15 protein-coding genes are annotated in these 15,099 nt (G+C 46.8%); 12 read left to right on the top strand and 3 right to left on the bottom strand.

All coding sequences use genetic code 11. From position 1 onward, the window contains the following. Positions 1-130: 130 nt before the first annotated feature. Positions 131-1,036 (bottom strand): DUF6612 family protein, encoded by a 906-nt coding sequence (locus PUW25_RS24175; RefSeq protein WP_274338481.1) that lies wholly within the window; start codon positions 1,034-1,036, stop codon positions 131-133. Positions 1,037-1,164: 128 nt separating this feature from the next. Continuing rightward, positions 1,165-1,614 (bottom strand): DinB family protein, encoded by a 450-nt coding sequence (locus tag PUW25_RS24170; protein WP_274337746.1) that lies wholly within the window; start codon positions 1,612-1,614, stop codon positions 1,165-1,167. Between the two features lie 200 nt (positions 1,615-1,814). Here PUW25_RS24170 and PUW25_RS24165 point away from each other — a divergent pair, with 200 nt between their 5' ends. From PUW25_RS24165 to PUW25_RS24155, 3 genes are all read left to right on the top strand, one after another. Beyond that, positions 1,815-2,762, top strand: a complete 948-nt coding sequence (locus PUW25_RS24165; RefSeq protein ID WP_274337744.1) for a nucleoside hydrolase — start codon at positions 1,815-1,817, stop codon at positions 2,760-2,762. Between the two features lie 260 nt (positions 2,763-3,022). Next, positions 3,023-3,490: a signal peptidase II gene (gene lspA, locus PUW25_RS24160; RefSeq protein WP_274337742.1), complete on the top strand. Its 468-nt coding sequence runs from the start codon at positions 3,023-3,025 to the stop codon at positions 3,488-3,490. Between the two features lie 590 nt (positions 3,491-4,080). After that, positions 4,081-4,998 (top strand): prenyltransferase, encoded by a 918-nt coding sequence (locus PUW25_RS24155; protein WP_047912730.1) that lies wholly within the window; start codon positions 4,081-4,083, stop codon positions 4,996-4,998. 70 nt (positions 4,999-5,068) lie between these two features. Here PUW25_RS24155 and PUW25_RS24150 read toward each other — a convergent pair whose 3' ends face one another. After that, positions 5,069-5,605, bottom strand: a complete 537-nt coding sequence (locus PUW25_RS24150; RefSeq protein WP_274338480.1) for a nucleoside 2-deoxyribosyltransferase — start codon at positions 5,603-5,605, stop codon at positions 5,069-5,071. A gap of 130 nt (positions 5,606-5,735) precedes the next feature. Here PUW25_RS24150 and PUW25_RS24145 point away from each other — a divergent pair, with 130 nt between their 5' ends. The 9 genes from PUW25_RS24145 (at position 5,736) to PUW25_RS24105 (ending at position 15,047) form a co-directional block, all read left to right on the top strand. Continuing rightward, positions 5,736-6,707, top strand: coding sequence for a quinone oxidoreductase family protein (locus tag PUW25_RS24145; RefSeq protein ID WP_274337736.1), 972 nt, complete (start codon positions 5,736-5,738; stop codon positions 6,705-6,707). A gap of 308 nt (positions 6,708-7,015) precedes the next feature. Beyond that, positions 7,016-8,224, top strand: coding sequence for an ABC transporter substrate-binding protein (locus PUW25_RS24140; RefSeq protein WP_420799973.1), 1,209 nt, complete (start codon positions 7,016-7,018; stop codon positions 8,222-8,224). Positions 8,225-8,243: 19 nt separating this feature from the next. Continuing rightward, entirely contained in the window at positions 8,244-9,110 is an 867-nt protein-coding gene (locus tag PUW25_RS24135; protein ID WP_047912734.1) for a carbohydrate ABC transporter permease, read from the top strand. Further along, a complete protein-coding gene (locus tag PUW25_RS24130) occupies positions 9,110-9,940 on the top strand; it encodes a carbohydrate ABC transporter permease (protein ID WP_047912735.1) in 831 nt (276 codons plus the stop codon). The genes PUW25_RS24135 and PUW25_RS24130 overlap by 1 nt, the downstream gene beginning before the upstream one ends. A 293-nt stretch (positions 9,941-10,233) precedes the next feature. Continuing rightward, positions 10,234-11,127, top strand: a complete 894-nt coding sequence (gene trhO / locus PUW25_RS24125) for an oxygen-dependent tRNA uridine(34) hydroxylase TrhO (protein WP_047912736.1) — start codon at positions 10,234-10,236, stop codon at positions 11,125-11,127. Positions 11,128-11,168: 41 nt separating this feature from the next. Beyond that, the gene (locus PUW25_RS24120) at positions 11,169-11,795 is read left to right on the top strand and encodes a helix-turn-helix transcriptional regulator (protein WP_205054779.1); all 627 of its coding nucleotides are present in this window, start codon (positions 11,169-11,171) and stop codon (positions 11,793-11,795) included. Positions 11,796-12,183: 388 nt separating this feature from the next. Continuing rightward, positions 12,184-13,233 carry an ABC transporter substrate-binding protein gene (locus PUW25_RS24115; RefSeq protein ID WP_274337730.1) on the top strand — a complete coding sequence of 350 codons (1,050 nt, stop codon included), beginning with the start codon at positions 12,184-12,186 and terminating at the stop codon, positions 13,231-13,233. 96 nt (positions 13,234-13,329) lie between these two features. After that, on the top strand, positions 13,330-14,253 hold the full coding sequence (locus PUW25_RS24110; protein WP_420799972.1) for an ABC transporter permease: 924 nt from the start codon (positions 13,330-13,332) through the stop codon (positions 14,251-14,253). Then, complete coding sequence (locus PUW25_RS24105; protein ID WP_047912740.1) at positions 14,253-15,047, top strand: ABC transporter ATP-binding protein; 795 nt, start codon at positions 14,253-14,255, stop codon at positions 15,045-15,047. Before PUW25_RS24110 ends, PUW25_RS24105 begins: the two co-directional genes overlap by 1 nt. Positions 15,048-15,099: the final 52 nt, after the last annotated feature.

Raw genomic sequence — 15,099 nt, 5'->3', positions numbered from 1 at the left:
TAAGTTAAAGCATAAAGAACACCTTCAAGACAGACTTCCGGCAAAAGCTTCAAAAGCAGAAATTTGCCGGATTGTTCTTGTCTTGAAGGTGCTTGTTCTCTGTATATTTTAGAAATTTTGCTTGCTGATATTATTGTGATGCTGAAGCATCGAGAACTTCTTGTGGAATATCAATTTTGTCCAGTTCATTATACTTGGAGAAGGAGCCGTCCATCGCCATAAGAATACTTACATTCTGACCTTCCATTTCCATGCTCATCTCCATGTTGTAGGTCATATCTGCAGGATAGTAAGTTTCTTTGTTCACGCTATAGGACAGATCAATACTCTTAATATCCATCTGCTCCATCATGGCTGCCATTTGCGGATCGGTTGCACCTTGCTGTGCAATCATTTCTTGAGCAAGGTCCTTAACGCCATCACCGGACAAATTCGCTTTTAACCAATATACATCGCCCTCTTCCGTTACTTCGATCTCGTTCGCGATGCTGTTCAGCTGATCATACTGTTCGGCAGCACTGCCTTGGGACTTAAATTGCTCGACCAAAGGTCCAATGGACTCCTGAGGGAGCTTCATCCATGAACCCTCTACATGGGAGTAAATCGCGTCTTCGGTTATGTATTGCTTGATCTCCTGAGCACCGCTTTCTGCAGGTAAAGAGGTAGATATTTCTTGATATACAGCAATGGGTGAGAGAACCATGTCCTGCTTCATGTTCATTTCTACATCTTGAGTTTGCTCTTGACCGTCAACTGCCATCGTAATATTTTGCGTGATATTTGTGTCCATGGAGTAGCTCTCTATGCTGCTGCTGGATTCAGACACCTGCTTCAGAAGCTCCTCCGCTGTTGGAATCTCTGCTGACGTTTCTTCTGCTGGTGCCTCTGTCGATTCCTCGATGTTATCTGCACCTGTTGTCGCTTCTGTGTTTGCCTCATCCGTAGGTGTGACCTCCTGGCTCTCATTCTCTGCGCCGCAGGCCGCCAGCATAAGGACGAGAATCATTCCGATCATTGAACATTTCCACTTTTTCAAAATATGAGACCTCCTAAAATTTTATCTCCATATTTACCCATATGTAAGGCGTGTTAATCAGCCTAAAATAGCAATATCCGAGTCGAAGGGGACCCGGATATTGAATAAATCATAGTAAACAATTTAAATTACATAAAGAAAGGAAGCTCTTTCACACCAGCAATTCGCGCATACGTGAGTAATTGGCCCTTATGATGAATTTCGTGATCCAGCGTTTTACTTAAGAACACATGAGCAGGTGCAGTTTGGCCGAAGAACGTAATTTCTGCCTGCAGCTGCTCGTTTGTTATGGAAGCAAGAATCTCCTTCGTCGCTTCTGTATACTCATGCACAAGACGTTGTACGTCTTCGAGTGTTGTCCATTCATCTTTGGTTTGCGGAGGGGTGAATTCCCCCTTGCTGACCATGTTCGCGAACATTTGTGTAGAGCTGGCGATGTGAAGGGCAAGCGTTCCGTAGCTCATTCCGCCTTCCCAAGGGGTGAAGTGAACAAGATTATCCTGATCTAGTGTGACCAGCTTATGTAGGACCTCGCGATGGGTCAGCCAATGCGGTGTATAGCTATCCATATTTAACATATAAAATCCTCCTATTAGATCTTCTCCGTAGAAGATGTTAACGATTTATGCCTGAAATTGCAAACGTATCTGAATGAAGTCATTTGTGTATGGGAGAAGCTATGAAGCATAAGTTATTTTTCGCTTGCAGGTCGTGACGCTATAATGGTTCAATAAGGAATGATGACAACATGAACAAGACAGGTGAGGGGGAACTACATATGAAGAAAGTCATTATTGATACGGATACCGCCGGTGATGACACGATTGCGATCCTGACGGCTCTCCATTATTTTGACGTGCAGGGAATTACGATTACAGGCGGTAATGTGGAATTTAACCAAGAGGTCGAGAATGCGCTGTACACGGTTCAGGTTGCGGGCAAAGGCGGACAAGTACCTGTGTACAAAGGGTATGAACGGCCAATGCTTACCCTTGGTTCAGGGCAGCACCGTTATGTCGATGATGTTCATGGAGATGACGGAATGGGAGGGGCTCATTTTCCATTAGCAGATCAGCGCCCTGAGTCAGGACATGCGGTAGATTATATCATTGAAACAGTGCACGCGAATCCGGGACAGATTCATCTTCTTGCCATTGCGCCGCTGACCAATATTGCGATGGCTATCCAAAAGGACCCGAGTATTGCATCCTTAATCCCTCATATCTATATTATGGGCGGAGCCAACAATTCGCTGGGGAACATCACACCGGCGGCTGAGTACAACTTCTACACAGATCCGGAAGCAGCTCAAATCGTGCTGCATTCCGGTATTCCCATGACCATGGTAGGCTGGGAGATGTGTACTCGCTATTCCATCATGGATGATCAGGATCATGAAGAGATTGCGGCACTGGGTACTGCCGGGGCTCAATTTTTTATCGATATCAACAAGGTCGTTATGCAGTTCAATAAGTCAGTACACAGGCTTCCTGGGACAACACACCCGGATACACTCCTAATGGCTGCTGCTGCAGATGAATTAATAATGACAAGAACAGGTCAATACTTTGTAGATGTTGAAGTGGGCGGTCAGTATACCAGAGGGTACAGTGTCGTTGATATTAATGGACGTCTGGGACAGGCACCAAATGTACGTGTATGTGAAGAGATCGATCGTGAAGCCTTCAAGCGAATGCTGCTTGATGTGCTCTCATCCATTAAATAGAAAGATTAGGTGATCAAGGGGCTTCTCTAACTTATAGATGAAGCCCCTTTTTTTGCTGGTTAGAAAGATTGGGTGTACAGGATTTGGATTTGCACAGACCGGCTGTGTTACAGTGAAGTAGATAAGAATAGAAGCAGTCAGCTAACACGCAAATACATAACGATTAGGAGTAAGAGGCGCGGATTGCAGTATAAACGTAGTTTGAAGTTTTTATTTCCGGTTATAGATATGGAGCAGCAGATGAGGAGAAGGAGGAAATAATGCTATTTTATATTACGGCGATCGTTATATTGATTATAGACCAGGCTAGCAAGCTATGGGTTCGAGAGCATATGGACATTGGCGAAGTGATTCCTGTTGGCAGTATTGTTCAGCAATTAGAACACTATGAGAACTCGGGGATGGCATTTAGCCTGTTCCAGGGGTATGCACGATTATTTGGCATCGTTGCGCTTGTGTTTATCGTACTTATTATGTACTACAGGCAAAAGGGAGAGATTCAAGGCCGGGTGATGAACATGGGGGCAGGCTTTCTAGTCGGCGGCGCGGCGGGGAACATGGTAGATCGATTCTTCCGAGGCACGGTGACCGATTTTCTTAAATTTTCGGAAGAAGGCGGAATACTGAATTTCGCAGATATCGCTTTGAATGTTGGTGTACTGCTGTTTATCGCAGGAGCCGGACTTAGCTGGCTGAGATCCTGGAGGGTGCGCCGCTCGCATTTTTGAGCCCTGCACCCACACAGGCGTCTGCGAGCAGCCCCACAAGCCTTGCCCGGCAGAGAGGTTTTTGGATGTAGAACGACTTTTGCCGCAGGCAACCGGAGAGATACAGCCAAAATACCGAACCCACACAAGCCTTCCTCGAGCAGCCCCCAAAAGTCTTCCCCCCGCAGAGAGGTTTTTGGATGTAGAGCGACTTTTGCCGCAGGCAACCGGAGAGATACAGCCAAAACACCGAACCCGCACAAGCCTTCCCCGAGCAGCCCCCACAAGTCTTCCCCTGCAGAGAGGTTTTTGGATGTAGAACGACTTTTGCCGGAGGCAACCGGAGAGATACAGCCAAAACACCGCTCGCCCACACAAGACTTCCCTGAGCAGCTCAAGCCAAGCCTTCCCTCTCCAGAGAGGTTTTTGGATGTAGAACGACTTTTGCCATAGGCAACCGGAGAGATACAGCCAAAACACCGAACCCCAAATACCGAACCAAAAATTTTCCGATTACAACTCCGCAGATTTGGTGTATAATCAAACATTGTGTGAACGTTGTCACAAAGTGTTGAGATTATTGTCATATTAGGAGGCTCAAAAAATACATCATGAGTAACTGGACTTTTTTTAAACGAATGACTCGATTATTTTCAGTGACCGTCATGATTGTTCCTGTTGTTCTTGGCACGATTACAGCCTATGCGTTTGATAAGGAGTTCAACTTCCTGTTGTTCTTGCTGACCTTGGTGGGGGCTGTATCCGCTCATATATTTTCGAACATGGTTAACGATCTGTGGGATTACCGTAACGGTACAGATACAGAGGCGGCTGAAACAGAAGGAGCAATATCAACGAATTCTGGATTCCTGACTACGGGAACGATGTCGGAGAAGAAGTTTGCTGTAATTACGTGGGGATTTCTTGTTCTAGCTGCGGTGTGCGGGCTGATTCTGACCATCGTCAGCGGCTGGCCGATTCTGGTGCTTGCCCTGGTTGGTGCGCTTATCGCATACTTCTATGTTGCGCCTCCGATCAAATTCGGATACCGCGGCAAAGGCTACAGTGAGATCGGGATCTTCATTTCATTCGGTGTACTGCCTGTACTTGGAGCGTATTATGTACAGACTGGTGAATTTGCAATTGCACCGCTGCTGCTGTCACTGCCTGTCGGCATGCTGACCACGATGCTGCTGTTTAACCACCATTTTCTGCATTGGCGTGCGGACCGTGAGATCGGCAAGAAAACGCTGGTCGTGATGTGGGGAGAAGAGCGGGCGCTGCGTCTGTCAAAAATAATGACGGTGCTCGCCTATGTGCTCTTGATTGTGAGTGTCGTGTTTGGGGCACTGCCTGTGTATGGGCTTCTGGCCGTTGTCTCTGTCATACCTATGTACAAAGTATATAAATCTCTCGGAAAAGTAAACCCGTCCGAGGCCTACCTTCCGCTTATGGGAGCTTCACAGCAATCCTCGGTGCTCTGCGGTTTGATCATGTGTATTGGACTATTGATTCAAGGAATGGCATGAAATCATTAATAATGAATATTTTTCAAAAAAGAAAGAACGTTCATGGCGAACGTTCTTTTTTTTGAATTCATCAGTGAGACTGCTCAGCATCCATACCCAGATCTGTACGAAGTCTCTTTAACGCATCCTCTAACGTCCCTTCTACAATGGTAACAGGAATGCCGAGCATGAGATTGGTGGGCAGATTGAAGTTCTCAATCGTCATACCGTCTTCATACAGTCCTGTCGCAGGATCTGTCGCAGGTGCTAGCTTCTCCCCCATCGTACGTGCATCAAGAACATGGGCATACAGCTTCTTGCCAAGTCCGTATCCAAGCCCGCATTCAAATACGGTGCCGGAATCCGGCTCCTGCCCGCGGAAGGGATTCAGATTGGCGATGATGATATCACATTTCTCGATCAGTCTCACATTGCCTTCGAATATAGCGGCCGCCGTCTCATGTCGTGTAGGCTGGGGTTTAATATCCTTGTCTAGTGGAAAAATACCTTCAAATCCATATTCAGCGCACAGCGCCTTCATGTGTTGCCCGAGCTCGGAAGCATCGGTACGGAACACCTCAAAGCCAGCCATATAGACACGGAGAGGTTTTGTTTCTACGGAGTTCATGTTCTCGCTGCACCTTCACTTTCTTCAATATGAGTAGGAGATCATATAAAATATATTATATTATCATGTGTCAACAGGGCATGAGTATATATTCAAAAAATATATAATCCTTAAGGGAGGATGAATATAAATGAAAGCTTCAGTATTTAGGGAATTTGGTGGTCCTGAGGTGCTGCACATTGAAGATGTGCAGACGCCTGCACTTAAGCCGGGCTGTGTGCTTGTTCGAATGAAGGCCGTCGGTCTAAATTATGCAGATGTGTATCGCAGAAAAGGAAATTATCATCTGGAGGGGGAACCGCCCTACATATTAGGCTACGAAGGAGCCGGTATTGTGGTGGAGACTGCAGACGATGTTACAGGCTTGCCGCCAGGCAGCCGTGTGGGTTTTGCTGATGTTCCACATGCAAATAGTGAGCTGGTATTGGTTCCTCAGGAGAAAGCCATTAAGCTGCCTTCCGAGATTACGTATGACCAGGCAGCAACCGTGCTGCTACAGGGTATGACGGCCCATTACTTGTTAAATGACAGTTATCCTGTACAGGCTGGGGATGAGATTCTGGTGCACGCAGCTGCAGGTGGAGTAGGTCAGCTGCTTGTCCAGCTTGCCAAAGCAAAAGGGGCAAGAGTATTAGGGGTTACTTCTAGCTCGTCAAAGCGTGACATTGCTCTGCAAGCGGGAGCTGATGAAGTTCTGCTGTACAATGAAGGCAATTGGGTAGATCAAGCAAGGCAATGGTCGTACAAGCAGGAAGGTGTCAGAGCGGCCTATGACTCGGTTGGAAGTACGTTAATGGACACTTTCCGAGCAGTTCAAATCAAAGGCCATATCGTGTTCTACGGCATGGCCGGAGGTAATCCTGTTCCAGTCGATCCAAGGATGCTGATGGATACGTCCAAAACATTAACCGGGGGAGACTTATGGAATCATGTGACAGATCATGCCGACCGTGTGCGGCGGGCGAACGACCTATTTACAGCCATTACAAGCGGAGACATTAAACTAGCTGAACCCATGAAATTTTCGCTTGATCGTGCAGCAGAAGCACATCAATGGATTGAAAGTCGGCAAAGCACAGGAAAAATTCTGCTCATTCCCTAAACGAGTCTGTTTCAAAAAATTAAAGGTTCTAAAAATTCAACTACACAAAATTCATTATGCAGGTGTTTAAACCAGGATACGGGTGTTTAATAAATATCACTCGTTTTTTTTCTTGTCAATCGAAACCGGTTTCGATTGACAAGACTGCAATGGAACTAAATACATATATCTTAAAGTTAGACATTTATAACCATTGGTTATTAAAAACGAGTGTGCTATGCTTTACACCGAGTGGAAATGTAAGCACTTTTATCAGAACAAGATAGAGGGGGTACACCATGAGATTTCAGTGGCTTAAGAGTTGTAAAATGCTCCTCATTGCCGGTGGAGCAGCATTAATGCTTACCGCATGCGGCAGCAGCGAAGGGGCCTCAGGCAAGGTCCAGATTGAGTTCTTCCAGAACAAGCCCGAGGCGAAGGAATCCTTTGACAAGCTTGTAGAGAAATTTAATCAGGAGCAGTCTGAAATTGAAGTGATACAGGTCAATCCACCGGATGCAGAAACGGTGCTTAAGACCCGGCTTGTAAAGAATGATGTCCCGGACATTATGGCGCTGGGCGCAACGGATACATTCTCGATGCTGTCTCAGAGCGGTATTTTCATGGAACAGACCGATCAGGAAATGATCGATTTGATCAATCCGAGCTATATTCAGATGGTTAAAGACGTAAGTGGTCTTGAAGAGCTTACAGGGATTCCATTTGCAACAAATGCAAACGGTATCATGTACAATAAGACGCTGTTCCGCGAGATGGGGCTTGAGGTTCCGAAGACTTGGGATGAGCTGATTGCGACAGCGGAGAAAATTAAAGATGCAGGTAAAATACCTTTTTACCTAACTTATAAAGACGACTGGCAGACCAACCTTGCTTTTAATTCACTTGCACCAAACTTGGAGGGGATTGACTTCTATCTGCAGCGCAGAGAAGGTGAAGTTACATTCCAGGAGCGTTACCGCGAAATAGCCGAGAAGCAGCTTAAGATTCTCGATTATGGACACAGTGACAACTTCGGTAAGACCTATGCAGACGGCAACCGTGCCTTCGCGAACGGAGATGCCTTCATGTATATCCAAGGTACTTGGGCAATCCCAGAGATACGTAAGGCCAACCCGGATATTGAGATCGGCTTCTTCCCTTTCCCGACAGGAAATGACCCTGAAGAGATCAAGCTGGTAAACGGAATTGACACGCTGCTCACGATCTCTGAAGATACAGAGCATCAGGCTGAGGCTATTGAATTTATCAAATTTTTGCTGCGTGAAGATAATATGAAGCAGTATATTGATGAGCAGAACTTGTTTGCGGCAGTAGAAGGCGTAACGCAGGATGATTCGAGCGTAGCTGAGATCCTTCCTTATATCGAGAGAGGCCAGGTCACCGACTTTGCTGACCACTACATTCCGTCTGCTGTTCAGCTGAATTCAATTGTACAGGAATTTTTGCAGGTCGGAGACATTGATGCTTATCTTAAGAAGCTCGACGAAGAGTGGGATAAGGTAGCAAATCGAAGATAGGATACGAGGAGGAACAAACATGAAGAATCGGCTTACTCCGTTCTACTGGATGACTTTGCCTGCCGTAGCACTGTTCTTTGTGTTTATGACCCTGCCTGCATTGCAAGGGTTGTATTACTCATTTACGAACTGGAACGGCTTCGGCGATCAATATGATATGGTTGGATTCAAAAATTATATTAATCTGTTTGCAGATGAGAACGTGTGGAATGCATACGGATTTACTATTAAATATGCCATTGTGGCAACCATCTTCATTAATATTATCAGCTTGCTGATTGCGCTGGGACTGAATGCGAAGATCAAATACCGGAATTTCTTCCGGGCGATATATTTCCTTCCCAACATTTTGAGCATTCTGATCGTCGGATATATATTCAACTACCTGTTCTCGAACGTATTCCCGATCTGGGGTGAAAATCTAGGACTGACTGCCCTGTCCACCAATATATTGGGCAGCCAGGATCTCGCATGGGTTGGGGTCGTATCGGTTGCGATCTGGCAAGGGATTGCATTCAACACCATCCTGTATCTTGCCGGGCTGCAGACCATCCCAACGGATCTGTATGAGGCGTCCAATCTGGACGGAGCGGGCAAATGGCGTGAATTCTGGAGTATTACGTTCCCGCTTATCGCTCCATTCTTCACGATCAACATGGTTCTTGCCATGAAGAACTCGCTTATGGTCTTCGATCTCATTGTAGCCATGACGAACGGTGGACCAGGACGGGCCACACAATCCATCGCACACTTGATCTATACCGGCGGTTTCGAAGGCGGCGAGTTTGCTTATCAATCGGCCAATGCCATCATTTACTTCATTCTGATCGCCATTATATCGATTATTCAGCTTCGATTTCTGCAGAGAAGGGAGAGTGACATGTAATGAAAAAATCACGCTCACGCACCAATTGGCTGGTTACGCTGCTCGTCGCGATGGGTACGATTGTGATCCTGTTCCCTCTCTACATGACGCTGACGATTGCGATCAAAAATCCGGAGCAGATGCGTCAATCGGTCTTCTCCTTTCCCGCAGATATTCAGTGGGATAACTTCTCTCGTGCCATTGAGATGACAGGCTTCTTCAACGCACTGGGCAACAGTGCCATCGTGACGATATCGACGGTGGTCCTGACATTGCTGACCAACTCGCTTGTCGCCTATGCGATCGCGCGGAACATGAATCACAAATTTTTTAAAGGGTTGTATTTCTATTTTGTCAGTGCGATGTTTATTCCATTCCAGATTATTATGCTGCCTGTGGTTAAATTAACTTCGAATCTCGGGATGACCAATCTCGTTGGACTTATCCTGCTGCATACCGTGTATGGTCTGGCCTTTAACGTATTTATCTACGTGGCTTATATTCGCTCTATTCCAACCGCTTTGGAAGAAGCGGCCAAGGTCGATGGGGCAACCACATGGGGTACGTTCTGGCGAATTATCTTCCCGCTGCTTGCACCGATGAGTGCAACGGTCGGCATTCTGACCTGTCTGTCTACCTATAACGACTTCCTGCTGCCGCTCATTATGATCAGCGATCAGGATCAGTATACACTGCCGCTTGTGCAGTACATCTTCCAAGGGCAGTTTAATACCGACTTCAACCTGGCCTTTGCCTCATACCTGATGGCCATGCTGCCGATGATTATCATCTATCTTTTCGCACAAAAATGGATCATCAATGGTGTAACTCAAGGGTCGGTCAAAGCTTAATTCACAATTAAAGCACCAGCGGAATCATGTGATTCCCTGGTGTTTTTGTATGTTTACAAGCAAAAAACGGATGCTTTTCCAACAAGCCTCAACCCCCTTTTTATACATAAATATTGACTAAGCTTCGGTGTTTTTATAGACTTAATATATACATTGCCCGAGAACTGACGGTAGCGGCGGAAGGGAATCCCTTTTTTGCGGCTGCTTCTTGTCGTTTATGAGGTAATAAACAAATTCAAGTTGTCTAATTCATAGCTTGGAACTATAAATAAAGACAGGTGGAAATGAAGAAAATGAGTAATTCTAATTATCGTGTATTGTTGTACTACAAATATGTCCAGATTGAGGATCCTGAGGCTTTTACACAGGAACATTTAAAATACTGCAAAGACCTCGGTCTCAAAGGACGGATTCTGATCGCCAAAGAAGGAATTAACGGCACCGTATCCGGTACCTACGAGCAGACCGAGCAATATATGAACGACATGAAGGCCAATCCGCTGTTCAGCGATATTTGGTTCAAGATTGACGAAGTGGAAGGGCATGCATTCAAGAAGATGTTTGTTCGTCATAAGGAAGAGCTCGTTACCTTCCGATATGATGAAGAGCTTGATCCGAATGTAATCGGCGGCAAACGCCTCAGCCCGAAAGAATTCTATGAGCATCTTCAACGCGATGACGTTGTTGTCATTGACGGCCGCAATGATTATGAGTACGAGATCGGCCACTTTCGCGGTGCGATCCGTCCAGACGTCAAATCCTTCCGTGAGTTTCCGGAATGGATTCGTGAGAATCTAGGCGATATCAAGGACAAGAAAGTCATCACCTACTGCACAGGCGGCATCCGCTGTGAGAAGCTGACCGGATTCCTGATCAAAGAAGGCTTCGAGGATGTAGCCCAGCTTGAGGGCGGTATTGTGACTTACGGTAAAGACCCAGAAGTACAAGGCCGATTGTTTGACGGAAAGTGCTATGTATTCGATGAAAGAATTTCCGTGCCAATCAATCAGACGGAAGAGGATATTGTCATTGCTTCCTGCTACCACTGTGGAACAACGCATGACCAATATGTGAACTGTCCAACATGCAATCTCCAATATGTATCATGTGAGGCATGTGAGGAAGAGCATCAGCATTTCTGCTCCGATGCTTGCCGGGAAGAGGCGCACGCGAAGGCTATATCTTAATTAGATCCGCATCTTCACTGACATGAAAGCAGGTGGTTGTAATGAGCGCGCCCAAAGAGAAGTCCACACGTCAGCGAATCCTTCACATGCTGAAGGTTCAAGGTCCCTTAAGTGCTCGTGAAATTACAGCTGAACTGGGCATTACGGAAATGGCGGTCCGCAGGCATCTGGCGACACTGGAGAAGGATGGACATATCGCAACGAGCGAAATCCGGCAGACAGCCGGTCGCCCTTCTGCAGTATTTGGCCTTACCGAGCGTGGAGAGGGGCTGTTTCCGAAGACGTACCCGAAGGTAACGCTCGATCTGCTGGGCGAGCTTGCCGAGGAGTCGGGTGAAGAGATGATCGACCTGTTATTCGAGCGGAGAAGGAACAAGCTGCACCAGCGGTATGCCACGGAGATGCAGGGCAAGGACCTGGCTGGCCGAGTTCGATCTCTTGCCGCCATCCAGAATGACAACGGATATATGACCGAGCTGATGGAAGAGGAACAGGGCTTCGTGCTGAAAGAATACAATTGCCCCATCTCTGAAGTAGCGGATGCCTACGGACAGGCCTGCCGCTGTGAGTTGGAGCTGTTTCAATCCTTGCTTGAGGTTTCGGTATCCCGTACGGAGTGTCTTGCCAAGGGCGGAAGATGCTGTACTTACAAGATCGGGATGTCTTAGTCGAAGTATCTTAGAATAATCATATGAAGCTTGAGAAGAAGCGTTTTGGCGGAATTACCCGCCGGATGCTTCTTTTTTTTACATGACATCTTTTAAATGAACTGTGGAAATAAATTCGCAGTAAAAGTATTAATTGACGAATAGTACAAGCACCCTTAATATTAGGGAAAAAGTGATATCGACCGTGCGTCAATTATTTCCAAGACTTGGCATGTCCCTTGCCTAATTGCTTTAGTGCAGTTAAATATAAAAGCGCTAATGCTATTATGTGACACAGCATGTTAGAGGGATAATATGGAATTAAGGCGTGCGAATAAGTAGCTGGATTTTGAGTGGGTCTAATGAAAAGTAGAAACAGACAATGTGAATGAAGAGAGGGGAAGCATGAATGAGTAAAAAATGGTGGATGTCATTATTGGTAACGGCTTCAATTGCGCTGGTTGCGGGATGCGGCAACGATCCTGATAGTACTTCAGGTTCTGCGGGTTCTGGAGGCACCGGTGGCGGAGAGGAAGCAGAAGGAAAAACCTATTCTATATCTATTTCTCAATATGTTGAGCATCCTTCACTGGACGCAACACAGGAAGGCTTTATTGCAGCGCTCAAGGATGCAGGACTTGTAGAGGATGAGAATCTGAAGATTGATTATAACAACGCACAGGCCGATGCAGCGAATAACAACTCCATCGCCCAGAAGATTGCAACGGACAGCAGTGACCTCGTTCTTGCGATTGCTACACCTTCCGCACAGGCTGTCGTAAGCCAGGTGAAGGACAAGCCTGTATTGTTCGCGGCTGTAACTGATCCACTTGTTTCTAAGCTAGTGACCGATCTTAAGAAGCCGGGTGGCAATGTCACTGGAGCATCCGATACAAATCCGGAAGCAATTGTGAAACTGGCTGATTTTATCGCTCAGCAAATGCCGGATATCAAATCCGTTGGGCTTGTTCTTAATGAAGGTGAGCAGAACGCAGTTGTCATGGCAGACAATGCGGAGAAAGCGTTTGCTGAGCATGGTATTAAGCTGGTTAAGGCAGCAGCAACCAATACTTCCGAAGTCCAGCAGGCAGCTGATTCGCTCATTGGCAAAGTAGATGCATTCTATATCACGCTGGACAATACGGTCGTCAGTGCGGTGGATACCATGATCAAGACAGCGAACGATAATGATATTCCTTTCTTCTCCAGCGACCGGGATACGGTAGAGAAGGGTGCTTTTGCTACCGTCGGCTTCAAGTACTATGATCATGGCTACCAAGTAGGCGAGATGGCGGCTGACATCCTCCAGAACGGGACGAATCCAGGTGATCTTGAGGTGACTGTACCGGACAAGCTGGATCTTATCCTGAATCTGAAGGCAGCTGGAGAGCAAGGCATTGAAGTTACGGATGAAATGAAAGCAGCAGTAGAGGATCAAGAGAACAACATCATCGAGTAACCTAATTTAAGTTAGTATGCTGAATGCTCGGAAGCAGGGTGGACGACATACCACCCTGCTTTTTTGCAAATAGGAGGATAACACATGTTAGAAACGATGCTTAGTCTGCTAAAATCGACTCCTGGAGCGATTGAACTAGGGCTCTTGTATGCATTAATGGCTCTCGGTGTATACATAACGTTCCGAATTCTTGATTTTCCGGATCTTACGGTAGATCAGAGCTTTACTACAGGTGCGGCAATTGCTGCCATTATGATTACGAATGACTTCTCACCTTGGCTTGCGACACTTGCAGCCTTTGGAGGGGGGCTGATCGCCGGGGCATGTACAGGGCTCTTGCATACGAAGGGTAAGATTAATGGACTGTTGTCCGGTATATTAATGATGATTGCCCTGCATTCGATTAACATGAGAATTTTGGGTGCACCGAACCTGTCTCTGCTGGGTGTTGACAATGTTTTCTCGAGTCTGAATGTTCTACTGTTTATGTTCATAGTAGCGTTTGTTGTTAAAGTGCTGCTTGATGTGTTCTTCAAAACAGATCTCGGTCTGGCTCTCCGTGCAACAGGAGACAATGAGCGAATGATTCGCAGCTTCGGAGCGAACACCGATACAACCAAGCTGGTCGGTATTAGTCTGTCTAACGGACTGGTGGCTCTATCCGGTGCATTTTTGGCACAGTATCAAGGATTTGCGGATATAAGCATGGGAATTGGAATGATTGTGGTTGGACTCGCGTCAGTTATTATCGGGGAAGCCATCGTGGGCAAGCGCAGCATTTTCCTGGCGATACTGTCCGTAATCATTGGTTCTATTGTATACCGCATCGTCGTTATGATCGCCCTTCGGGTACCTGGATTCGAGACTTCAGATTTGAAGATTATTACGGCTGTTATCGTTATTCTGGCGCTTCTGATTCCTTCTATACAACGCAGTATTCGTCAGAAGAACATGGCGCGGCGGAGAACGACAGAGCTGCTGTCCGGCACGGGTAGTAAATCGATGGGAGGTGACCTGTAATGCTGCATATCAATCACGTGTCCAAGCTGTTTAATCCAGGTACCGTGGATGAGAAGATTGCGCTTATGGATGCCCACTTAACCTTGAATGAAGGAGATTTTGTCACAGTCATCGGCAGTAATGGTGCAGGTAAATCGACTTTGATGAATATTATATCGGGTGTAATGAAGCCAGATGCAGGTGAAGTGCAGATTCGGAATCAAACGATCAGCCAGCTGCCTGAATACAAGCGAAGTCAGTGGATCGGCCGGGTGTTTCAGGACCCGATGGCAGGAACTGCACCGATGATGACGATTGAAGAAAATTTGGCGATGGCCTACCGGCGCGGGAAATCCCGCGGCTTATCCTTTGGCATCAACCAGAAGACGCGAACGCTGTTCCGAGAGCAGCTGGAGAAGCTGGGGATCGGTCTTGAGCACCGAGTCAGAGCTAAGGTCGGCTTGCTGTCCGGAGGTGAGCGTCAGGCGCTCAGCCTGCTCATGGCAACGTTCACCCAGCCGGAGATTCTGCTGCTGGATGAGCATACGGCTGCACTTGATCCATCAAGAGCTGAGCTGATTACGAATATTACCGAAACGCTGGTCCGTGAGATGAACCTGACCACACTGATGGTTACTCATAACATGGAGCAGGCTATAAGGCTTGGCAACCGGCTCATTATGATGGATAAAGGCCGGATTATTCTTGACGTCAATGCCGAACGCAAGAAGACATTAACTGTACCGGAGCTGCTTCAGGAGTTTGAGCGAATCAGCGGAACGAAGCTGTCAGATGACCGGGTTGTGCTCGGTTAAAGATATATGTATTAAACCTCTTACGCCCCTCACGGCTCTCTCGTGCAGGGGC

This window comes from Paenibacillus urinalis (assembly GCF_028747985.1).
GTDB lineage: Bacteria > Bacillota > Bacilli > Paenibacillales > Paenibacillaceae > Paenibacillus > Paenibacillus urinalis.
Note: the sequence above shows the minus strand (reverse complement) of the source record. Positions and strands in the feature narration are given on the sequence as shown.